The 21,976-nt window shown below is 44.8% G+C and carries 24 protein-coding genes and 2 pseudogenes; 16 read left to right on the top strand and 10 right to left on the bottom strand.

The window, feature by feature from the left end:
* Together RMO55_RS07840 and ilvC are read left to right on the top strand one after the other, a co-directional pair.
* Positions 1-309, top strand: a 309-nt coding sequence (locus tag RMO55_RS07840; protein ID WP_310425565.1) for an FtsW/RodA/SpoVE family cell cycle protein, incomplete at its 5' end; no start/stop codon positions are given.
* Between the two features lie 244 nt (positions 310-553).
* The gene (gene ilvC, locus RMO55_RS07835) at positions 554-1,549 is read left to right on the top strand and encodes a ketol-acid reductoisomerase (protein WP_310425564.1); all 996 of its coding nucleotides are present in this window, start codon (positions 554-556) and stop codon (positions 1,547-1,549) included.
* 86 nt (positions 1,550-1,635) lie between these two features.
* Here ilvC and hemW read toward each other — a convergent pair whose 3' ends face one another.
* From hemW to RMO55_RS07810, 5 genes are all read right to left on the bottom strand, one after another.
* Positions 1,636-2,811, bottom strand: a complete 1,176-nt coding sequence (hemW, locus tag RMO55_RS07830; protein WP_310425563.1) for a radical SAM family heme chaperone HemW — start codon at positions 2,809-2,811, stop codon at positions 1,636-1,638.
* Between the two features lie 231 nt (positions 2,812-3,042).
* Positions 3,043-3,273, bottom strand: coding sequence for an ATP-binding cassette domain-containing protein (locus RMO55_RS07825; RefSeq protein ID WP_396134217.1), 231 nt, complete (start codon positions 3,271-3,273; stop codon positions 3,043-3,045).
* Positions 3,274-3,483: 210 nt separating this feature from the next.
* Complete coding sequence (locus RMO55_RS07820) at positions 3,484-4,164, bottom strand: response regulator transcription factor (protein ID WP_310425561.1); 681 nt, start codon at positions 4,162-4,164, stop codon at positions 3,484-3,486.
* 9 nt (positions 4,165-4,173) lie between these two features.
* Positions 4,174-5,628 carry a HAMP domain-containing sensor histidine kinase gene (locus RMO55_RS07815; protein ID WP_310425559.1) on the bottom strand — a complete coding sequence of 485 codons (1,455 nt, stop codon included), beginning with the start codon at positions 5,626-5,628 and terminating at the stop codon, positions 4,174-4,176.
* A 24-nt stretch (positions 5,629-5,652) separates the two neighbouring features.
* Entirely contained in the window at positions 5,653-6,264 is a 612-nt protein-coding gene (locus RMO55_RS07810) for a cupin (protein WP_310425557.1), read from the bottom strand.
* Positions 6,265-6,594: 330 nt separating this feature from the next.
* Here RMO55_RS07810 and RMO55_RS07805 point away from each other — a divergent pair, with 330 nt between their 5' ends.
* The 8 genes and pseudogenes from RMO55_RS07805 to RMO55_RS07770 all read left to right on the top strand — a co-directional run bounded on the left by RMO55_RS07805 (position 6,595) and on the right by RMO55_RS07770 (position 10,575).
* Positions 6,595-7,125 carry a thioredoxin domain-containing protein gene (locus tag RMO55_RS07805; protein WP_310425556.1) on the top strand — a complete coding sequence of 177 codons (531 nt, stop codon included), beginning with the start codon at positions 6,595-6,597 and terminating at the stop codon, positions 7,123-7,125.
* Positions 7,103-7,261 (top strand): annotated as a pseudogene (locus tag RMO55_RS07800) (thioredoxin domain-containing protein); the annotation flags it as partial. The gene RMO55_RS07805 and the pseudogene RMO55_RS07800, both read left to right, overlap by 23 nt.
* Before the next feature lie 39 nt (positions 7,262-7,300).
* The gene (locus RMO55_RS07795) at positions 7,301-7,447 is read left to right on the top strand and encodes a hypothetical protein (protein ID WP_310425554.1); all 147 of its coding nucleotides are present in this window, start codon (positions 7,301-7,303) and stop codon (positions 7,445-7,447) included.
* Positions 7,448-7,591: 144 nt separating this feature from the next.
* On the top strand, positions 7,592-8,452 hold the full coding sequence (locus tag RMO55_RS07790; RefSeq protein WP_310425552.1) for a cytochrome c biogenesis protein CcdA: 861 nt from the start codon (positions 7,592-7,594) through the stop codon (positions 8,450-8,452).
* 34 nt (positions 8,453-8,486) lie between these two features.
* On the top strand, positions 8,487-8,726 hold the full coding sequence (locus RMO55_RS07785; protein ID WP_310425550.1) for an FAD-dependent oxidoreductase: 240 nt from the start codon (positions 8,487-8,489) through the stop codon (positions 8,724-8,726).
* Positions 8,690-9,424, top strand: a complete 735-nt coding sequence (locus RMO55_RS07780) for an FAD-dependent oxidoreductase (protein ID WP_310425549.1) — start codon at positions 8,690-8,692, stop codon at positions 9,422-9,424. Before RMO55_RS07785 ends, RMO55_RS07780 begins: the two co-directional genes overlap by 37 nt.
* A gap of 29 nt (positions 9,425-9,453) precedes the next feature.
* Positions 9,454-9,783 (top strand): thioredoxin family protein, encoded by a 330-nt coding sequence (locus RMO55_RS07775; RefSeq protein WP_310425547.1) that lies wholly within the window; start codon positions 9,454-9,456, stop codon positions 9,781-9,783.
* Between the two features lie 30 nt (positions 9,784-9,813).
* A complete protein-coding gene (locus tag RMO55_RS07770; RefSeq protein WP_310425546.1) occupies positions 9,814-10,575 on the top strand; it encodes a hypothetical protein in 762 nt (253 codons plus the stop codon).
* 174 nt (positions 10,576-10,749) lie between these two features.
* Here the strand turns inward: RMO55_RS07770 and RMO55_RS07765 are convergent, their stop codons facing one another.
* Together RMO55_RS07765 and RMO55_RS07760 are read right to left on the bottom strand one after the other, a co-directional pair.
* The gene (locus tag RMO55_RS07765) at positions 10,750-11,667 is read right to left on the bottom strand and encodes an SRPBCC family protein (RefSeq protein ID WP_310425544.1); all 918 of its coding nucleotides are present in this window, start codon (positions 11,665-11,667) and stop codon (positions 10,750-10,752) included.
* 74 nt (positions 11,668-11,741) lie between these two features.
* Complete coding sequence (locus tag RMO55_RS07760) at positions 11,742-12,287, bottom strand: TetR family transcriptional regulator C-terminal domain-containing protein (protein WP_310425566.1); 546 nt, start codon at positions 12,285-12,287, stop codon at positions 11,742-11,744.
* A gap of 152 nt (positions 12,288-12,439) precedes the next feature.
* On the opposite strand from RMO55_RS07760, the gene RMO55_RS07755 reads away from it, so the two are divergent.
* The 6 genes from RMO55_RS07755 to RMO55_RS07730 all read left to right on the top strand — a co-directional run bounded on the left by RMO55_RS07755 (position 12,440) and on the right by RMO55_RS07730 (position 19,844).
* A complete protein-coding gene (locus RMO55_RS07755; RefSeq protein WP_310425543.1) occupies positions 12,440-12,766 on the top strand; it encodes a translation initiation factor in 327 nt (108 codons plus the stop codon).
* A gap of 120 nt (positions 12,767-12,886) precedes the next feature.
* Positions 12,887-13,618, top strand: a complete 732-nt coding sequence (radC, locus tag RMO55_RS07750) for a DNA repair protein RadC (protein WP_310425541.1) — start codon at positions 12,887-12,889, stop codon at positions 13,616-13,618.
* Between the two features lie 138 nt (positions 13,619-13,756).
* Entirely contained in the window at positions 13,757-14,392 is a 636-nt protein-coding gene (locus tag RMO55_RS07745) for a TVP38/TMEM64 family protein (protein ID WP_310425539.1), read from the top strand.
* Positions 14,393-14,595: 203 nt separating this feature from the next.
* Complete coding sequence (locus tag RMO55_RS07740) at positions 14,596-15,942, top strand: glycosyltransferase family 2 protein (protein WP_310425537.1); 1,347 nt, start codon at positions 14,596-14,598, stop codon at positions 15,940-15,942.
* Positions 15,943-16,183: 241 nt separating this feature from the next.
* Positions 16,184-18,091 carry a HAMP domain-containing sensor histidine kinase gene (locus RMO55_RS07735; RefSeq protein WP_310425535.1) on the top strand — a complete coding sequence of 636 codons (1,908 nt, stop codon included), beginning with the start codon at positions 16,184-16,186 and terminating at the stop codon, positions 18,089-18,091.
* Positions 18,092-18,149: 58 nt separating this feature from the next.
* Positions 18,150-19,844 (top strand): AarF/ABC1/UbiB kinase family protein, encoded by a 1,695-nt coding sequence (locus tag RMO55_RS07730; protein ID WP_310425533.1) that lies wholly within the window; start codon positions 18,150-18,152, stop codon positions 19,842-19,844.
* Positions 19,845-19,932: 88 nt separating this feature from the next.
* On the opposite strand, the gene RMO55_RS07725 is transcribed toward RMO55_RS07730, so the two are convergent.
* From RMO55_RS07725 to RMO55_RS07715, 3 genes and pseudogenes are all read right to left on the bottom strand, one after another.
* Entirely contained in the window at positions 19,933-20,469 is a 537-nt protein-coding gene (locus RMO55_RS07725) for an RNA-guided endonuclease TnpB family protein (RefSeq protein WP_310425531.1), read from the bottom strand.
* 288 nt (positions 20,470-20,757) lie between these two features.
* A complete protein-coding gene (gene rnhA, locus RMO55_RS07720; protein ID WP_310425529.1) occupies positions 20,758-21,615 on the bottom strand; it encodes a ribonuclease HI in 858 nt (285 codons plus the stop codon).
* Positions 21,616-21,621: 6 nt separating this feature from the next.
* Positions 21,622-21,976 (bottom strand): annotated as a pseudogene (locus RMO55_RS07715) (hypothetical protein); the annotation flags it as partial.

Raw genomic sequence — 21,976 nt, 5'->3', positions numbered from 1 at the left:
TCGATCGGGGAAGAATTAGGATTTGTCGGTTCAGTGTGCTTATTGTTAACTTATTTATTTCTGTGCTGGCGGTTGCTTCGAGTTGCACGTCAGGCTCCTAATAATTTTGGTTCGTTATTAGCAATTGGCGTTCTTTCTATGATCGGCTTTCAGGCGATCGTTAATATCAGTATGACGATCGGGATTGCACCCGTGACTGGAATTCCGTTACCTTGGATGAGCTATGGTCGATCGGCATTAATTACCAATTTTATCGCGATCGGCTTAGTCGAATCTGTTGCTAATTACCGTCGTAGGTTCAATTTATAGAATTAATGTTACTCTGTCGTCAACAATCTAACCGAGATTCTCCAGGGGAGAGGCTCGCGGGAACGAAGCAGTGAAGTAGTGCAAAAGTTTTAAAATGAGAATTGCTGGGAAAATCTTGACGATCGCGACACCTGGTCATGGTAAAATGTCCTGCCTGCGGTAATGCAAAATGAGCGCATATCAGCTCAATAGCAACGCAAGATAAGATACAACAGATAAGTACAAGGTTAAGGAGAGATCGATCGTGGCGCAGATGTATTATGATGCCGATGCTAATTTAGACCTATTAAACGGCAAAACCGTCGCAATTATCGGTTATGGTTCCCAAGGTCACGCGCACGCTCTCAACCTCAAAGAAAGTGGCGTAAATGTAATTATTGGCTTGTACCCTGGAAGTAAATCCACCGCTAAAGCAGAAGCCGCAGGCTTGACAGTCAAAACAGTTGCCGAAGCTGCCAAAGCCGCCGACTTAATCATGATTTTGCTTCCCGATGAAGTTCAACGGGGCATTTATGAAAGCGAAATTAAACCCAATCTCGTAGCGGGTAATACCCTCGCCTTTGCCCACGGATTTAACATTCACTTTGGACAAGTCATTCCCCCTGCGGATGTTGATGTCATCATGGTTGCACCAAAAGGCCCCGGACATCAAGTTCGTCGTGAATACGAAAAAGGACAAGGCGTACCAGCTTTATTCGCCGTATATCAAGATGCTTCTGGACAAGCACGCGATCGAGCGATGGCTTATGCTAAAGGTGTCGGCGGTACCCGCGCAGGTATCCTGGAAACCACCTTCCGCGAAGAAACTGAAACCGACTTATTTGGCGAACAAGCAGTTCTCTGCGGTGGTTTGAGTGCATTAATCAAAGCCGGATTTGAAACTCTCGTCGAAGCAGGTTATCAACCCGAACTGGCTTACTTTGAGTGTTGTCACGAAGTTAAATTGATCGTCGATCTCGTCGTCGAAGGTGGTTTGGCAACTATGCGTGATAGTATCTCTAATACGGCTGAATACGGTGACTACACTCGTGGTCCCCGCATCGTCACCGACGCGACTAAAGCTGAAATGAAAAAGGTACTTTCCGAGATTCAAACCGGACAATTCGCCCGTGAATTTATTCTCGAAAAACAATCTGGCAATGCTGGTTTCACCGCCATCCGTCGTTTAGAAGCCGAGCACCAAATCGAAACAGTCGGTAAGGATCTCCGCGCCATGTTTAGCTGGTTGAAGAAAAACTAGGCACAAGAATAATCGAAACAATACAGTAGAGGCAATTCATGAATTGCCTCTACTGTATTGTTTCTAAAAGCCCAGATATTTTTCCATTATAATTCCTGACTAAATATTTCCGTCAATACCACATTAGAAAATAATAGTCCTTCTGGATCGGACAATTTCAACCAACGATCGCCATTTTCAGTCGTGACAATCTCTACCCATCCTGACTGTTGATATCGCTGGAGACATTTTAAGAGACTATTTACTTTATCGATCCCAAACTCAGACTCGATCGATTTCAAACTTACTCCGCGAGATAATCGCAGTCCTAGCATCAAAGTTTCTAAAAACCGATCCTCGGCTGATGTGTTTGGGATCGCTTGCCAATTGCAGCCATCGTCTACCCATTGGTAGTATTCTTGAGTTTTGCGCGGACGGGTAAACCGCCGATTCTCTAAGTTACTGGCTGCACCCATGCCGAAAGCGTAGTATGGTAAATTGTGCCAGTAGGTGAGATTGTGGCGGCACTGATGCTCTGGCTTGGCATAGTTAGAAATCTCATAATGCGCGTAGCCCGCACTCGTTAAAGTGCGTTGCGCGATGCGATACATCTGAGCAGTATTTTCATCGCTCGGTAACGGCGTATCCCCTGGCTGATATTGTTTTGCGAACGGTGTCTGCGCTTCAACGATCAAATCGTAACATGAAATATGCAGCGGAGTGAGATCGATCGCACATTTTAAAGAAGCTTCCCAATCAGCGATAGTTTGTTGCGGTAGACCAGAGATTAGATCTAAACTCCAATTCTGGACACCGCCTTGGTGAAGTAGCTCCACCGCCGCATAAATATCGGCGACAGAATGCGATCGACCGCAGACAGTCAATAAGTTATCCTGGAAAGCCTGCACCCCTATACTGACCCGATTTATCCCCGTCTGGAGATATCCCTGAATTTGAGCGCGATCGAATGTCCCAGGATCGATTTCCATCGAAATTTCGGCATCATTAGCAATCCCAAATTTGGTCGATAACCAGTCTAAAATCTGTCCCAGTTGTTCGATAGTCAGGAGTGAAGGTGTTCCACCACCAAAGAAGATTGTTTCTAATGGTTGATGGTAATTTGTTTGCGCCGCAATTTCTCGACCTAATTGTTCGACATATAATTGAATATTGCCAGAGGTAGCTCCATTGTGACGATCTCCGACGACAAATACTGGGAAGTCACAGTAGTAGCAACGCCGCCGACAGAAAGGGATATGAATGTAAGCAGCAGTTGGCGACATGAGGTTCTATTCAAGAATTGAGAATTGAAACAAAGAAGCAGGCTGCTAATGAGTGGAAGCTCAAGATTAACAAAATAGATCTGCACCTACATCATGATGAGTATGTTGATGCAATGACGTACCATAAGCTTGTTGAAAATTTTCAGATGTCATCACCTGCTGCGGGAAGCCATCGGTAATTAAACGCTGATTGAGTAATAAGATTTGATCGAGCCTATCTAACGATCGATCTCATTCATGAGTACTGACTAATAAAATCTTACCAGCAGCACGCAATTCTCCAAACACATCGATCGACACCGCTTCAGTCTTCTTATCTACACCTGTAAATGCTTCATCAAGTAGAAACAAATCTGCTTGCTGTGCTAACGCTCGCGCCAAAAATACCCGCTGTTGCTGTCCGCCAGATGATTCACCAATTTTACGATCTTTGATATTCAACATGCCGACTCGATTCTCCAAGGGGAGGAACCTCTAACACGCTTGGGTTAAATATGGCAATCATTCTCATTGTATCAAATAACAACATGAATGGAGAAAATGGGGGAATGTGGGAAGGGTGGGAGGATGGGGAAGAAAGAGAATGCGATTGACGTTTCTTGCTTTCCTCTCTCCCCCCTCTGCCCACACTACTTGCCTATCTCAAAAAACTGTAACTAGCAACTTGGGTTATTACACATATTCTCTGAGCACATAGCCCACACCGCGTACCGTATGTAGCAGACGTTTAGGATTATTTACCTCTAATTTGAGCCGTAAGGCGCGAATATAGACTTCAATAATGTTCGACTCACCCATAAAATCGTAGCCCCAAACTTTTTCGAGAATTTGGTCGCGGGTGATAACTTGGCGAGGATGGCGGAGCAAATATGCTAACAAATCGAATTCTTTAGCTGTTAATTCAATTAATTGGCTATGTCGATAAACCTCACGAGTGAGTCGATTCAAGGTCAGATCTTCAAATTCAAATGCATCGGGATCTTCGGGATTGGTTCGTCGCAATCTAGCTCTGACTCTGGCTAGCAATTCTTCAATGCTAAAAGGTTTCGTCACATAATCATCTGCGCCCGCATTTAATCCAGCGACTCGATCGGGAATTTCATCTTTAGCGGTGAGCATAATAATCGGTACTTGAATTCCAGTCGATCGCAACCGCAGACAGAGATCTAGTCCAGATATCCCTGGCAGCATCCAATCCAAAATTAATAGATCGGGTTGAATATTGCGTGCCATTGTCAGCCCATCTAAACCATTGTGTGCGACAGTAACCTGATAGCCTTCTAATGTTAATTCTTCTTCGATAAACCCTGCTAATTTAGTGTCATCTTCAACTAAAAGAATTCGATCGCTCATAAGTTGCCCTTACTCATTACTTACAGATGATGGCTTCCAAATTGGTAATGCGATTGTAAAAATGCTTCCTTCATTGGGTTTCGATCTCAGTGTGATTTTTCCATTCATTCCTTCGATTAAACTTTTAGCGATCGCTAGCCCCAATCCCGTGCCATCTCTAGAGCGTGTCGATGAATCCTGCGCCCGATAAAATCGCTCAAAAATCCGATTTTGATGTTCGAGAGAAATCCCAATTCCCCGATCTTGGACGTGAATAATTGCCCGATCTTCGGTTTGTTCGAGGATTAGATCGATCGAACCACTCGAGTACTTAATCGCATTATCCACGAGATTAATTAAAACTTGGGTGAGCCGATCCTGGTCGGCGAGTGCGACAATATCATCGGTGGCAGGGATCATGGTAATCTGACGGTTGCTGACTTTCTGGCTCATTTCGATCGTTTCAGCAACCAGCGTATTTAGAAATACGGGGCTGTGGCGAAAATGAAGATTGCCACTATCTGCACGAGCGAGATCGAGTAAATCTTGCAGCATTCGGATCGTTCGATCGGTTTCGGCGATTGCGGTTGAGACGGCATTTTGCTGATGGGGATTCAAATTATCCCCGCGCCTTAATAAACTTTGGAGATAGCCTAAGACAACCGACAGCGGCGTGCGGAGTTCGTGAGAAACATTGCCCACAAATTGCCGCTGTTGCTCCCATGCGCCCGATAGTCTGACTGTCATCTCATTAAAGGCGATTGCCAGTCCTAGAATCTCATCTGGAGCCTGCTGGAGTTCGAGTTTCACCGCGCTCAAATCGTCGGCAGAAACGTTGCTGGCAATTTGGCTCATCTGTGCCAAAGGTTGAAGTGTTTTGCGAATTCGCTGAGAGATGGCGATCGTCAGTAGACAAATGGCTAGAGTACCGATCGCAATCAGGCTATGAATCCCAGTCGTTAGTTGATTTCGATCGCTGGTAATATCTTGCGAGAGATATACTTTGCCCACCAGCATACCATTCACGGTCAGAGGATTTCCACATAACACCAAATAGCGATCGCCATATTGGACGATCGTGGGCTTGACAGGTGCTGCTGTTTGACTAATCGTATTCACCAGATCGATCGATGGCATATTCATCCCTGAAGATTTGCGCAGAATCTTACCATCAGGCTCTTTCACCCAGATCGATACCCCTGATGTCGAGAGTTTATCGATCGTTCGTTCTAAACTAACTTCAATAGTTTTCCCTTCACTATACATTTCCACCTGTTCGGGAAAACGCATCGCCACATATTCTAGCAGTTGTTTATGAGAACTAAGTAAATTTTGCTCCATCTGCCATCCTGCCCAAAATGCGACAGCACTCACCCCGATGGCGGAAAGAGTCACCAGCTCTAGCGTCAATCGAAATTGTAAAGAAGTCGGTGAAACTCCCAGTCTGAAGAAGTTACGGATCGGTGTGGGGATGCGGGAGGGCATTGAGAGGAAGGGGAAAGGGGTAAATTAAAAAATCTCAGCAGTAGCGCGAAGGGGATCGAATTCAAAGCGGCGATCGTAATCCGTCGCCCCATAGAGATTAAAGCTAATCGTGGGTTCGTCGCCGATGGCTTCAATCTGATGAATCGCATCGGGAGTGAAGCAGAGAATGTCGCCAGGAGTGAGAATTCGATCGGCTGTGGCTTTAATCAGATCGGGAAATTGGGGAGTCGGCGATCGCTGCCAAAAGGTATTCTTTTCTCGTCCATCTAACAGTGCCACAATCCCCCAGGTAGCGTGATTATGGACTGGTGAAGCCGTCCCTGGCGACCAAACCACAGTTTGAATCGTAATCGGGAAATCTGGCTCATCATAGAGCATTTGCACCGACCAACCAGTTTCGGGATCTGGCGGTAAAAAGTTCAGTTGTAACCATTCACAACTATTCAGCAGCCGCCGCACAAGAGGACAGATTTGTTGGAGACGAATTCGATCGTTGCTTTCTCGATCGACGATATCTTCAACATCAGTCAGAAAGCGATAAAGTCGATAAGGTCGATCGATCCAATCTGCCTGTGCGTCGGTTTCACAAGGAATGCACCGCCCTTCATCTGTAACCAACCAATCTTGCTCCAACATATTTGCTTCCCTAGTACCCGATCTCAAGTTTAAGAGAAGTATTCGAGATCTATGTGATCCTTAGCTAATGGCAAGATGAATTTTTGCTGAAGATGACAATTTTTCGGCGTTGCTCTGAAATTTAGAGTAGGGGCAATTCATGAATTGCCCCTACTCTAAATTTCAGGAATCTCACTCACAATATTTAGATTCCAATCGATCGCAAATGATTTTATCTAATCTCCATGCTTTCCTCATCTGAGACTCATCTTGCTGGATTTTAATCATAGACAAGCCCAAAAGATTGGGTATACCAAATCAACACCCAAGTATTTTTAAGAAGAGAATCCCATGAAAGTTAAATTTCTGGCTGCATTTGCTGCTATTTCCCTCCTGAGCATCGTGACTGTTGCGCCCACCATCATCTTTAGCGCAACCACCGCAGTCGCCAATCCCTGTGCAGCTAAACCAAACCCCTGCGCTTCCAAACCAAATCCTTGTGCTGGTAAAGTCAAAGCTGCTAGTTCCGTTGGTGGCCCATTAGCGAAACAATTACAAGGTAAACCAGTAGTTATAGATATCTATGCTAGCTGGTGTCCTGCTTGCAAAAACATTGCGCCAACTGTTTCCCAGATCAAACAGCAATATGCTGGAAAAATAAATTTTGTGACGCTCGATGTGTCTACGAAAGCTAGCAGTGCCAAAGCGGAAGCAACAGCTAAACAATTAGGGCTGAGTGAGTTTTTTGCAGCTAATAAAACTAAAACTGGTTCCCTACTCATTGTCGATCCAGCGACCGGAAATATCTTGACACAACACAAAAATAATCCCGATCTGACGGCTTATTCCACAGTACTAGATTCGGCGATCGCTAAAAATTAGATCTGTTCGTGGCATTGTTGATGTTTATGCGACCTGGTGTGCTGCTTGCAAAAATATTGCCCCAACTGTTGCACAGCTCAAACAAAAGTATGCAGGTAAAGTTGAATTTGTCTTACTAGATGTATCTGACAAAACTAGTACTGCTAAAGTTGAAGCGAAAGCAAAAAAATTGGGCTTGAGTAAGTTTTTTGCAGAAAATAAAACTCAAACTGGTTCATTAACTATTGTCGATCCAGCTACAGGTAAAATTTTAGCACAGCATCGTAATAATTCCGATTTAACTGCTTATGCTAGTGTTTTGGATGCTGCTATGACTAAATAGATAACTTGTAAAAGTTCTAAATAAGATTGTAAAATATGTGCCGATAATTTACTTACTTTATAATATTCTCAGCTTAAAAGTGATTATTTTAGTTCAGCATGGTTATCAGTCGATCGAATCGATCGTCAATATTAGGAAAATATCATGAAATTAGAGCAAGAACAAGATCTTGAACCGCACTCAACTGGGCGAGAAAAAAATATCCAAAAAATACCGAAAAAATGGTTGTTGTTTGGTGGACTAGCACTGCTAGGTTTGGTATTAGCGTTACTCGTCACCGGACCAATTTCTCAAGCACTAGAACACCTAATTTCACTTGCAGAAAATCGATATCAGGAATGGTTTACTAAACAAGATACTGCTAATCCATTAGTATTAATGCCATTAGCTTTTGTTGGTGGTTTAATTGCTAGTGTCTCTCCCTGTATTTTAGCACTATTACCGCTTAACTTGACCTATATTGGCACCCGCAATATTACCTCTCGTGGTGATGCTTTTGTCAAGGCGGGGTTGTTCGTACTAGGAAATGTCATCATTCTCGGTTTATTCGGGTTAGTATCATCATTTGCTGGCGCAGTAATGGTGGAATATCGCGGTCATATTAATGTGGTTGTCGGCGTGATTATTCTAATTATGGGTTTTGGCTTATTAGGCTTAATTAGAATCCCCTTACCTCAAATTAATGTCGATGGCTCAAATTTTGGCCCCTTTGGTGTGGGTTTGACGTTTGCTTTAGTTAGTTCGCCTTGTGCGAGTCCAGTTTTATTTGCCGTTCTCGCTGCTGCTGGTGCTAGTGGTTCCCAATTACTCGCCGTACTGACAATGGCAAGTTATGCCTTTGGTTATACGATTATTATCTTTCTTGCTAGTTTGCTAACTGGTTTTGCCAAGCAAGCAAAGTTATTATTAAACTATTCAGAAAACATTACCAAATTTGGTAGTGTGGCTCTAATTTTGGCAGGGATTTACTATCTAGTTACTGGAGTGCAATGGTTTTTCGCTTAGTTGTTGCTTTTGCGCTAATTAATGGATGGGAACCATGATAGAACGAATCGTAATTATTGGATCTGGGCCAGCAGGATATACAGCAGCAATCTATGCAGCTCGTGCTCAACTGCAACCATTAATTTTTGAAGGTTTTGTGGCTGGAGGATTGCCAGGTGGTCAATTAATGACCACAACAGAGGTAGAGAATTTTCCTGGTTTTCCTGAAGGAGTTCAGGGGCCACAGTTGATGAAAAAATGCGTCAACAGGCTATTCTTTGGGGTACTCAGTTAGTCACTGATGATGTAGTAAGAGTAGATTTTAGTCAAAGACCCTTTACGATCGCATCTGATGATTTAGAAGTAAAATCCCATGCCGTAATTATTTGTACTGGTGCGACTGCCAAGCGGTTGCAGATCGTCGGTGAAGAACAATTTTGGAATAATGGGATCTCGGCTTGTGCGATTTGTGATGGCACCAATCCCTTATTTAAAAATGTAGAAATTGCGGTAGTTGGCGGTGGTGATTCGGCAGCGGAAGAAGCTTTATATTTAACTAAATATGCTAGTCGAGTGCATCTGTTAGTTAGGAGCGATCGATTGCGAGCTTCTAAAATTATGCAAGAACGAGTTTTAAATCACGATAAAATTAGAGTGCATTGGCAAGCATTACCAATTAGTGCCGATGGTGATGATGTTCTCCGCAGCGTGCAGATTCAAGACCAAAAATCTGGCGCACTGACTGAATTGAAAGTTGGTGGTTTATTTTATGCGATCGGACATACACCCAATACCCAACTTTTTCAAGACAAATTAGATTTAGACGACAAAGGTTATATCAAAACCATCGGTAAATCCACTGCCACCAATATTGCAGGTGTATGGGCTGCTGGCGATGTCCAAGACCATATCTATCGTCAAGCAATTACGGCGGCTGGTACGGGCTGTATGGCAGCACTAGAAGCCGAACGATGGTTAGCAGAAATTCATTAATTAAAAGATAATTTAGAGGTAATATTAAGATGTCAGTATCAACTTTTCCCCAAGGTCGTCCCGCTTTTGAACAATTGAAAAGTGAATCTACTAAACTAATTCTAATCGAAGTGAATGCACCGCATTGTAGCTCCTGCGATACGCTCAGACCTATTTTGCATCAACTAGCCACCGAACAAAATGGGAACTTCGATCTAGTGGAAATCGACATGACTGAAGAACCGGATCTCGCGATCGATCTGGGCATTCGTAGTGTGCCAACTGTCGTTTTATTTAAAAATGGTCAATTGCTAGAAAAAATTGTGGGTTTGAAGCCTAAAAAACTATACGTAGAAACAATTCAGAAATGGGTTCGCTAAATTTAGTAATTTATTCAGGAAAAAGATTGGATGTTGAAATTATTATCGGTTGCAAGTCTGACAGGATCGATCGTGGGTTTACTGGTATCGGCAAGTTGGATGCCTTCGGCGCAGGCTTTTCCTTGTTCTTTTGGGGCTGGTGATCTAGAGCGGCAAATTGGGTGGAGTAGTAATGGTGTCCCTATGTGCGAAAAAAAATGGGATGTAGGTGGTTCTAACTCAGGCTCATCCTTAGAGAGAGAAAGGAGATTAGCGGAAGAAAGAGCGCAAGCCGCGAAAAGGGATGCCCAAGATTCGATTATGAAGGCTATGCAAGGTAATTTAGCAGAGCGAGAAAGGATTATAAAGAGTCCAGCATACCGAGCATACATGGATGGTAGTTGGGAGTTTCCCCAACGTAAAAATGGTGAATCTTGTGCGGCTATTTTTTGGCGCAAGGATGTAATGTTCCTGATTTCTGGCCCAGGTAAGGACAATAAAGATGCGTTCTTGACCTATTTTGGCCCGGATGTGCCCCGTCCGCAAAGTGGCAAGAAGGTTAATGTGACACTAACCGATAGCAGTTCGGCGACTAAAACAGTCAAAGCCTTCAACTTCAAATCGTCCGGCTCATCGCTTGGGTCGATAGTGCTAGGCATACCGAGCATTGACGCTGCCGTGGCAGCGATGCAAGACACGGGGCGAATGGATTTGGCAATGGATGGCAAGTCGGTTGCCAATATTGAGTGGCATAGCGGTTTTGCGGCACGCGACAGATTGCGTCAATGTCTAAGTGCCCGCGCCAATAAGTAGGTGTTTTGCTCGATCGATTTCTGTTATGACATATCATATCCCCGACTTCTTCTCTTCTCTCCGAGAGGCTATTGCTAGGGCAATCGCTCCGCTACTGCCAACGAGACGCTACGCGAACGAGAAGTCGGGGATATGGCGTTATCAAACGTCCTAATTGCACTGGCGATTGCGATGCTAGCAAAAAATCGGCAAAAGACGTGCAAATACCGCATCTTTCGATCGCATTGTTAGATTGCCGTTCGGCTCCAAAATGGCTGTGGCTGCCATCCGGCGAACGATCTGTGGAAAATCACGATCGACCTGAAACGCCAATAACGGCAGAATTATCGGTGCAAGCAGTTTGCTTTTGGGCTTCAACTCCCACCACACCATCACCTGCGAACCAACACCTGATGGGATGACTTCCCATCCGCCGCGCATTGTCTTGGCTGGAAATGGAAAATTTGCAGCCTCTGACAGAAAACGCACCGCAAAGCTTCGACCTGGGCTAAATTCAGTACATTCTTCAGACCATTGCTGACCCGCACGATTTTCGCAAACTCGAATCGCCCCAACGCTGGGTGCTTTTCCCTCCAACACAAATGAGTGCTTCAATGACGGCATATAGTTCTCGATCTCGCCAATGTTGCCGATTATCTCCCATAGCTTTTGGGCAGGTGCATTGGTTTCAACGATGATGCAATGGCGATAATCGCCACCTGCTCCGGTTTTGTGCGCGTGTCCAGCCGCCCAAAGCTGCCAACTCCCAAACACAAATACGGCACCTGCGACAGCCAGAACCAGCACATTACCCAAGGGCGAAAATACCTGGGGAAAAGCGAGTAATAAGACGACAGAACCTACCACCCACGAAAAATCAGCGGCACTTGCCAGCAGCGCACGCCATGTAGCCACCCGCTGACATCTTGCCTGATAAATTAGCTCGGTAGCAAAAATAGCTAGCCCGATACCAACGACTTGAAAGATATTTGGTGTCTGTATCCCCAGCCACGTACCTACCAGCACAGGGCAAAACAACATCAATAGCGCGGTCGAAAATGAAAAGGCAGCATTTGCCGTCAGAGCCAAACGAAGTGGTAATAAAGCTTTCATGAGTATTTCCTGCTAATGAACTTAGAGCGATCGAGAATATATCAGAATAAATATTCTGGAATAAACCAAAAAAATTAGAGCCGTTTTAACATTGCCAGAATGCCGCTAATATAGGTGCGAACATCCTGCCTGGGAGCGGACGATCGCGCATAGGTAGTCAGACCGAGAACACTCCCGACTAGCAGCTCGCTCATCTGCCCAATGTCAGTACTATCGGCAATTTCGCCGTTTTGTTTAGCCCTTGTCAGCGATCGAGCAAAATCTTGGCGAAGTCGATCGAAATACTGTTGAACCATCGATGCCACTATTTTGTCGTGGATCGCAACTTCAACAGCCGTATTGCACATCAAACAACCGAAGAAACTATCGGGTCGATCGACGTGTTCGATGAATTGTTCAAAGAACTGTTCGATCTCTGTCAAAGAAGGTTCCGGCTGTTTTCGCTCAAGCATTGCTAACCGTTGATGGATGACTGTACTCAAATACAAGTCAAGCGCACGCTGGAACAGTACTTCCTTGCCCCCAAAAGTTTCATACAAGCCGTAGCGTTGCACCCCTGAATGCTCCACTAAATCAGACATTGATGTATTTTGATACCCCTTTTGCCAGAACAAGTACATCACCTTGTCAAGGCAATCTTTCGGATCGAACTCCCTATTTCGCGGCATTTTTAAATCAGAATGCTTATTCTGGAAATATCATAACTAAAACCTTGTCTGCTTGTCAATGTGTCACAATACGTCAATCCTCCTTAGAAACCATTTGAGATCTGATGGCAAAAGACAGTAACAAAATCGCCTATCGTGAATTCGGCGACGAAGAGCCAGATACCGACGACACCGCCGAATTACCACCAAATCAGCACAAACTCAAAATCGAAGTCTCCAAAAAGGGCAAAGGTGGTAAAACAGTCACCATTGTGAGTGGCTTTCAAGTATCCTCAGAGACGCTTAATAGCCTCACCAAGACACTTAAAAATCAGTGTGGTGCTGGTGGAGCCATGAAGGATAATTCGATCGAGATTCAAGGCGATCATCGTCAAAAATTATTAGAGATTGTAACTAAGTTGGGCTACAAAGCTAAATTGAGCGGGGGTTAGAAACTATAGCATTTTGCTACCAATACAGAATAAATCAGCCATTGTATGGATTCGATCGAGAATCGAATAATCGTAAAGTGACAAGTAATCTGAATTACAAGCCGATTACTTGTCCGTGTAATGACCTACAGCCTCCGCATTATTGACATCCCCAGTACCGAACGTCCGCGCGAACGTCTGCTCGCACATGGAGTCAAACACCTCAAGAATGCCGAATTGATCGCGATTTTGTTGGGGACAGGACAAGGCCCTGGTAAACTATCAGCGATCGGGTTAGGCGAGTATATTCTCAATTATTTAGGTCAACATCAGCGAGATCCCCTAGAGCGATTACGAGATCTACATCCCCAAGAATTGATGGATATTCCTGGAGTCGGCCCAGCTAAGGCGACAGCGATTCTAGCTGCTGTAGAATTGGGACAGAGAGCATGTGTATTGCGTCCACCCGATCGAGCTATTATAGAAAGTCCCGAGACAGCCGCAGCCGCTCTGAGTCAAGAATTGATGTGGTCGCCACAAGAGCGATTCGCGATATTATTATTAGACGTTAAGAATCGATTACTTGGTACGCAATTAATTACGATCGGCACAGCGACAGAAACACTCGCTCCACCCAAAGAAATTTTCACCGCAATTCTCAAACAAGGTGCGACAAAAACCATCGTCGCGCACAATCATCCATCGGGTAGCACCGAACCCAGTCAAGCTGACATCGATCTCACTCGTCAATTATTAGCAGGAGCCAAATTGCTCCAAGTTCCCCTATTAGATCATCTGATTTTAGGTGGCGGTAATTGGAGTAGTTTACGTCAAACTACTAGTCTCTGGGATGAATGTCCCCAAGGAGATTGAAAAATGTCAAGTTGGCTTAGTTAAAAACGATCTAATTTCTGTAGCAATTAGGCTGCATGTATCGAGATCGCGTGGCGATTTTGGTTTACACCAAAATTTTAGATAAAATGGGTATTGTTGTTCCACAAGAGTTATTACTTGCGTACTAAAACTACAATTATCTCGATCGGGCTATTCTGTATCATTGCCACAGTAATTGGTGTTATTTTATTGGGTGACATTAACCAAAAAGATTTGCAATTGGGGCTGCAACAGATGGGGGCTTGGGCACCAATTGTATATATTTTGATTTATTCGATCGCGACGATTTGCATTCTACCTTCTACGCCACTGAATCTGACTGGTGGTGCAATTTTTGGCTCGGTTTGGGGGACAGTATGGACGAGCATTGCCGCTATTTTAGCAGCGGTGTTATCCTTTGGATTTAGTCGGACGATCGGGCGTAAATTAGTAGAGCAAAAGTTAGCAGGCAAATGGGAGAATATCGATCGAGAAATGCATCAAGGTGGATTTTTTTACATGTTTGCAATTCGGCTATTGCCACTGATTCCCTATGGAATTGTGAATTTTGCGGCTGGATTAACCTCGATTAAATTTCGCGACTATTTTTTGGGTACATTACTGGGGACAGTTCCAGGAATTTTACCCTTTGTGATGATGGGTGCTGGTTTAACTGCGCTCAAGCAGGGTGATGTTTTCCCTATGCTGGTTGCCTTAGCTTTAACCGGAATGCTAGTCGGTACCGCGACTTGGTATCGTCGCCGGATGGGATAGAAGATACTTCCTTCCCAATGTCCTTTTCGATCCCAGCTCTTCCCAGCTCGATCTGATTCGATCCAATTCGATCTCCTTCAATGCTCAATGTCACACCTAGACAGGGTAAGATGTGCAAATATACGAACGAGAATGGGATAGTTGAGGCGTGGTCAATTTTATCAACTTCTGTTCGCCATCCACTCGCCCCCTATCCTGTCGAAATGACCGAACACAGCTTACCGTTAACCGTTGAAAATGCTCCCGAACCAACGATCGATTGGTCAGTAGGTATGGGTTATCGACAACTAAAAGCAGCGACAATTCTGGTAAGTTTGTGTCTGAGTGTCGTGTCATTACATCTAATTAGCTGGGGATACATTATTGTCTGGGGAATTACTAGTATATTTTGTCTGCGGGCATTGAAATTAGTTATGGCGAAAGTAGCTCAACCGCCATTATTAATTCCGCCCCAGACTTATCCATTTATCTCGATGGCGATTGCTGCCAAAAATGAAGCCGCAGTAATTGCCGATCTCATTGAGAGTCTCTGTAGCCTGGATTATCCGATCGATCGATATGAAGTGTGGGCAATCGACGATAATAGTACCGATCGTACTCCCGAAATCTTAGATAACTTCGCCCAACAATACCCCCAACTTCAAGTACTCCATCGTACCGAGCGAGATACTGGAGGTAAATCTGGTGCGCTCAATCAAGTATTGTCCATGATGCAGGGCGAGATTATCGGTGTCTTTGATGCTGATGCTCAAGTTACTCCTGATTTTTTGCACTATGTTTTAGCTTACTTCCAAACCGACACCGTTGGCGCGGTCCAACTCCGTAAAGCGATCGTCAATAGCGACACCAATTTTCTCACACGCGGACAGCGGGCGGAAATGGCTCTGGATGCTTACTTACAGCAGCAACGGACTGGAAGTGGCGGCATTGGGGAACTACGTGGTAACGGTCAATTTGTCCGCCGTACAGCTCTAGATAGTTGTGACGGTTGGAACGAAGAAACGATTACTGACGATCTAGATCTGACGATTCGGCTACATCTGACTGGGTGGGATATCGGACTGATGCCATACCCTCCTGTAGGTGAAGAAGGTGTCACTACTTTTAAAGCTTTATGGCATCAGCGTAATCGTTGGGCAGAAGGTGGATTTCAGCGTTATCTCGATTACTGGGGCATTATCACCAGCAATCGAATGGGGACAAAGAAAACGCTCGATACGATCTCATTTCTACTAATTCAATATCTTCTTCCACCTGCAGGTATCCCTGATTTCTTGATGGCATTCTGGCTCAAACATCCGCCGCTCTTATTGCCCATGACAGCTTCTCTTGGTGTGGCTCTGCCATTGTGGGGGATTTGGGTGGGATTGCAACGCAGTTATCGACAAGCAGATCGAACTGTCAGTATATCGACACTGTTAAGCCAAACCGCGATCGGATCGCTATTTATTCTCCACTGGCTAATTGTGATGCCTCTGGCGATCGCGCGGATGGCACTTTTCCCCAAACGGTTAAAATGGGTCAAAACACTCAGACAGGCGGATCTTTAGGCTTTAGGTTTTAGGTTTAAATACGACTTGTCCCAACGTCCTCATCCTCTCTTTCCTCTTACACAAAAAAATTACCGATCGCAAATTAAATTATATAACCAACTAACGTTGCGATCTCTGGGCATACTTAGTATAAGTAGATAGATCCCCACTGAGACCATTCTCTGTCAATCGAACAGTATGGCACAATAAATGGGTAGGTCTAGTATCTATCATCCGCTGCTCACCAGATCGATTACTCATGCAGGATACCCGCGAAATTGATTATTTCGGACAACGCATTCTTCAGATCGTCCAACCGATAGCGGCTGGAACAGATCGACGAGAAGTGCTAGCTCTTTTAGCTCAGTCAGTGGCAAACAACTTCGCAGCCGATGGCTGCTGGGTACTGCAATACCTATCGCCAGGTGTAGTGCGGGTTGCTGCTAGTGCCTGTGTTAGCCATCGAACCCATTCTATCTCCAGTCAATTACCCCATTACGAGCCGCCCACGGCTGCGACCCCAACTCAGTGGAAAATGCCACTACTGGCTGATTATCAGGTCATGGTCGTAGAAACCCGCGACCAGGAAGAAGTAACTGGCTGCTTGGTATTAGCGACAAAAGGGGTGGAATGGTACCGCGAAACCAAATTGGTATTTCAGATGGTGTCTGAATACGTTGGTGCTGCTCTAATTGAAGAAGATCTTCAGGTACAAGCACAGATCTCCAAAATTTACCCTAAATTACACTATCAACTGACTCAGGCAATTGTCGAAAATCAGCCGATCGCTCGGCTGTTTGAAATTGCCGTATCCGATATGGTAGAAGCATTAGAACTAAAACGCGGATTAGTTTTGACTCTCAAAACTAGCGATCTGCCCAAACAACATAATACATTTCAACTACCGGATGCTAACAATACCTCCAGTACTACGATCCAGCCACCCAGCGAATCATCGCTAGTGCGGAAAACTAGTACCCAAGTTCAGATTGTCACGACGATCGACAGTCGCAAAGATCGACCGACAATCCCACCCACCTTCCTCTTAGAGCATTCTCACTTGTGCCAAACGGCACTAGCAAATGCTCCCAAGCCGACCATCTTTGATGGCAACGATCGGACGACATCGATCGATCGACTGATTTTTCAAGACGATCGATTACCAAGTATTGCGATGATCCCCTTGATGGGAGCTACAAATCCAGATCGTCCACCTGCGGAAGCCGTGTGGGGTTGGTTGGTGCTCCAGCACGATCGTTCTCGTCGTTGGCATCCAGTCGAATTAAAATTACTCCAATGCCAGATTTATCAAATTGCCCTCGCGAGAATCCAAAAAAGATCGCTCAAACAAGCTCGTACTGCTGTGGCAATCCGCACATCCCAAGTGCAAACTAGCCTCCAACTTCAGGTCAAGTTACATGAAGCTGGCCGCAAACAGATGGAAAAATTACGCCAAGCCAACGAACTCAAAGATGAGTTTATTAGTACGATCGGGCATGAGTTACGGACACCGCTGACGAGTATGTCTCTAGCGATTAAGATGTTGCGTCAGTCAGGTATCGATCCAGATCGCCGTCAACAGTATCTAGACATCTTAGACGAGCAGTGTCAGCGGGAAATCAAACTAATTAACGATCTACTCAAATTCCAGCAATTGGAATCCAAGCAGTTAGAATTTCGACCCCAACAGATTGCGCTGAATCCATTTATCTCCGAGCAGGCGACTTTTGTTGCCGATCGATGGTTAGATAGTAAATCACTAGAACTATCGCTCCATCTACCGCAGGTATCGCCCGAAATCCAAACTGATGCTGATAGTCTCAAGCATATTGTGGAGGAATTACTGATCAACGCGGGGAAATTCGCCCTGCCCCAGACGATGGTGGAAGTCTGGCTCACGATCGAGTCAGAACGGGTAATCGTGCTGGTTAGCAATCTGAGTAAGCCGATTTCCAGTGAAGATTTGCCCAATCTATTCGATCGATTTAGGCGTGGAGCTGGTGCTACAAAGCAAGCGATCGCTGGTACTGGTTTAGGTTTAGCTCTAGTTAAATCGATGGTAGACCACATGAGAGGGACGATTGCTGTCACCAGTAATTTAGTAGAAGGGGGCATCGCCAAAACCTGTTTTACTGTTACCATCCCAACCGTAATCGAATATCACTAACTTGAGGAAGCCATCCGCTATGTGGAGATTCAGATCCCAAAGGCAAATACCCTCAATATTGCCCCCATCTGTAGTCGCTACCGATCGGAGTCAACCTACTCGCTTTCGTTGGCAAAGAGCTAAATATTCACCTCAAGCTAGACAATTCGATATTTTTACGGCGGCGATTGGCTTGGGGTTGGATTTGTTGCGAGATTTTCTTTTCCCGAGCAAAAACGATCGATATCATCGTCGCCAAGCTCAAAAGTTGGTTAATACCGCGATCGGCTTAGGGCCAACTTTTATTAAGATTGGTCAATCTTTATCGACTAGAGTTGACTTTTTTCCGCCAATCTACACGGAAACTCTCAGTCAATTACAAGATCGCGTACCTGCGTTTAGTGTCGCCGAAGCAATTAGGATTATCGAATCAGAATTGGGTGCAAACATCGAAACATTATTTGCTGAATTTGATGAAATTCCGATTGCGGCGGCTAGTTTGGGACAGGTGCATCGGGCTAAATTAAGGACTGGTGCAGCGGTTGTGATTAAAATTCAACGTCCTGGTCTCCAACAATTATTCGAGCTAGATTTTCAAGTAATCGATCGATTATTATGGTGGGTCGATCGATTATTACCGAAAAAAAGATCGATGGAATTGAGAGCTATTTATCAGGAATTTTTTACACTCCTATTTCAAGAAATAGATTATAAAAAAGAAGGGAAAAATGCTGATAGATTTCGCACAAACTTCAAGACTAGTAAGCTAGTTGTTGCGCCTGAAATTCACTGGAAATATACGACTGAAAAGGTATTAACGATGAGTTATTTACCTGGCATTAAAATTGACGATCGAGTCACATTAGAAGCCTGTGGTTTCAACCCCAAACAAATCAATCAAATCGGCATCTGTTGTTACCTCAAACAACTATTAATAGATGGTTTTTTTCAAGCCGATCCACATCCTGGGAATATGGCAATTATGGCCGATGGGAAATTAGTCGTCTATGATTTTGGAATGATGGCAGAGTTAAAACATATCTCTACAGATCGGATGATTGAGACGTTTTGGGCGGTAATGAAAAAGGATGGTGTTGCTGTCACCGATAACTTAATCGAGCTAGGATTGATCGTGCGAGGTGAGGATATGCGCCCGATTAAACGAGTCATTGATTTTATGCTGGAACGGTTTACCGACCGACCAGTAGATGTCAAAGAGTTCGAGCAGATCAAGAGTGAAATTACCACACTTTTTATCCAACAACCATTCCAGATGTCGCCAGAAATGAGCTTTATTATCAAAGCTTTATCTACGCTCGACGGCATTGCTAGAACATTAGATCCCAACTATAATCTCGTCGCCGCCGCTCAACCCTTTATTAGAAGTGTCGCAATCGCCGAGCGCGGCAATATTGTCGGTAAACTTGGCAAACAAGCAACTAGTTATCTCAAATATAAACTAACTCAACCTAGTGCCAATGAATTATTAATTAAAAGACTAGAACAACGATTGGAACAAAGCGAACTCGAAATATCGAGGAGATCGCAAGCAACCGATCGAGCGATCCGACGAGTTTATTTAGCCATCTATAATCTCATCTATCTCTGCCTGACTGGATTTAGCTCGATCTCTGCAATTTTATTAATCTCTACTCATCCATTATGGTCTTTTTCACTTTGGATAATTGCTAGCTTAGGTGCCTCGATCTGGCTGCGATCTCTAATAAATATTGCCATCCAAACCGCTGCTGTCGATCGAGGTAGGAAACTGTAGCTGCTATATAAATCCTAGACAAGTCTAGTCATTAATTCTCGTTTCACAGGGGGCATCGGAGCAGCTATCCCTCAACAAGCATTCAAGGTTAAGCCAACCTCGATATGTTCAGACTGGCATTCAGATCGCAGTCGATAGATATGCCGCACGAGCAACAATCATACGTGCGTTTTTCGAGCGGCATATCCTGAATATTTCCACAAGTAGAACAAGTTTTAGAGCTTGGATACCACCGACTAATTACCATTAGTTCGGAACCAAATTTCCGGCATTTATATTCTATTTGCCGTCTGAATTCATGAAATCCACAATCAGCAATTGCTTTAGCTAACTTATGATTAGCCATCATCCCCGCTACATTTAGATCTTCAATTACTACTTTGGCGTGGTTTTTGCTTAAATAAGTAGTAATGTGATGCAGAGTATTATTGCGGAGATTGGCAATTCGATTGTGTTGACGAGCTACTTTCATTCTGGCTTTAAATCTACGATTGCTACCCTTTTTCTTTCTAGATAGTTGTTTTTGCAATCGCTTGAGTTTGGCAGCTTCTTGGTAGTAGTGTTTGGGATTTTCAAACACTACTCCAGTTGAAAGTGTAGCTAGATAACTTTCTAGATCATACATCTGCTTGTCTAGGGTTGTTAAGTGTTTTGATTACCTTGTCTCTGACCTTTTTTGTATAGCTCTCTTGAAAAGGTGCTCCACTTGCGGCGTTTTTATGTCTAGGGTTCCCCCCGAATAAGAAAACGACAAGACAAGACAGGGGAAACCCCAAGACCACTGGGCGGGTCACCCGACCATCAGCACTTTTCGCTGCTTGGTGCGCTAAACCCTCGGCAAAGCCGAGGAGCGCGCATCCGCAAACCGTCGGGGAACAACGGCGTGCGCGAATCGCTTTCAACTTTCAACTTTTTAATCATCAACCCGCTCCAATTGCCACAGAATCTGATTACCTTCACGGCGGACTCTGGAAACGATCCAATTGCGCCATGCCCATCTGTCGCCACGACTGGTGACAGCACTGGCATTGATATCCATCAGATCGGCGAGTTCGGAGCTGGCAATTAGATAACTACCTTTAGCGATTTCATCAGCGATCCGTAACGTATCGATTAAGTGGTGGAGATGGGCAACTCGGACTTCGCGGGGGATGTGTTCGTTACTATCGGGATGAATAGTCTGTTCTTCTATCATTGGGACAATTTGCAGATCGGGAGGAGAGGGAATAGGTACTAAACGAGTTGGCAGATGCTGCACGGGAGATGGCTCTGATGCCTCTATTGTAGAATGTTGCCGCAGTTGGGGTGGCTGACCGCTAGAAAACCCTCTAGCGATCGTGTCACAGCGTTCGTTACCCACATTGCCAGAATGACCACGAACGTGCGTCCAGGCGACAGGGACTTTGGTTTGGGATTGGACTTGTCGATCGAGCCTGTCGAGTGTTTCCCACAAGTCCTGATTGAGCACAGGTTTACCAGCAGCGGTTTTCCAGTCTTTTTTCTTCCAACCTTTCACCCATTGGGTGATCCCTTTGATCAGGTATTCACTATCGGTATAGAGAATACATTGTTGGGTTTGCTTGGTACTGACAAAAAATTCGAGCGCGGAAATTGCGGCTTGCATTTCCATCCGATTATTGGTTGTCGCGCCATCTCGTCCGCCCAACTCGTGACAGCTACCATCATCGAAGTAAGCAACTGTCGCCCAACCACCCGGGCCAGGATTGCCCGAGCAGGCTCCATCGGTGTATAAGTTGGTAATTCTAGTCATTGGCGATTAAACTCCTCGATCGGGCGTGTTAGCTGTCTCTGGAAGCACTTGTTCGTTACTGGCAAGCAGATTATTACTCCAGGGATCGTCGGATTTGTATTCTAGTTTTGGGAATGGTGGGGGAGGGGGGAGTTGGGAGTTGGGAGTTGGGAGTTGGGAGTTAGGAGTTGGGAGGCTTGCACTGAGCGTAGTCGAAGTGTGGGAGTTGGGAGTTGTTAAATCGACAGGTGTTATTACTTCTACGGGAGTTGTTAATTCTGGGGGCGGTGGTGGAGGTGAGATCGATTCGTCAGGGATCGAAGTGAGATTGCCACTAACTTGTTGTACTTGTTGCTGCATTTGACCGACAACTGCATTGACG

It is taken from the genome of Chamaesiphon sp. VAR_48_metabat_135_sub, from assembly GCF_031418915.1.
Lineage (GTDB): Bacteria > Cyanobacteriota > Cyanobacteriia > Cyanobacteriales > Chamaesiphonaceae > Chamaesiphon.
This window is presented reverse-complemented; position numbering and strand designations above follow the sequence as displayed.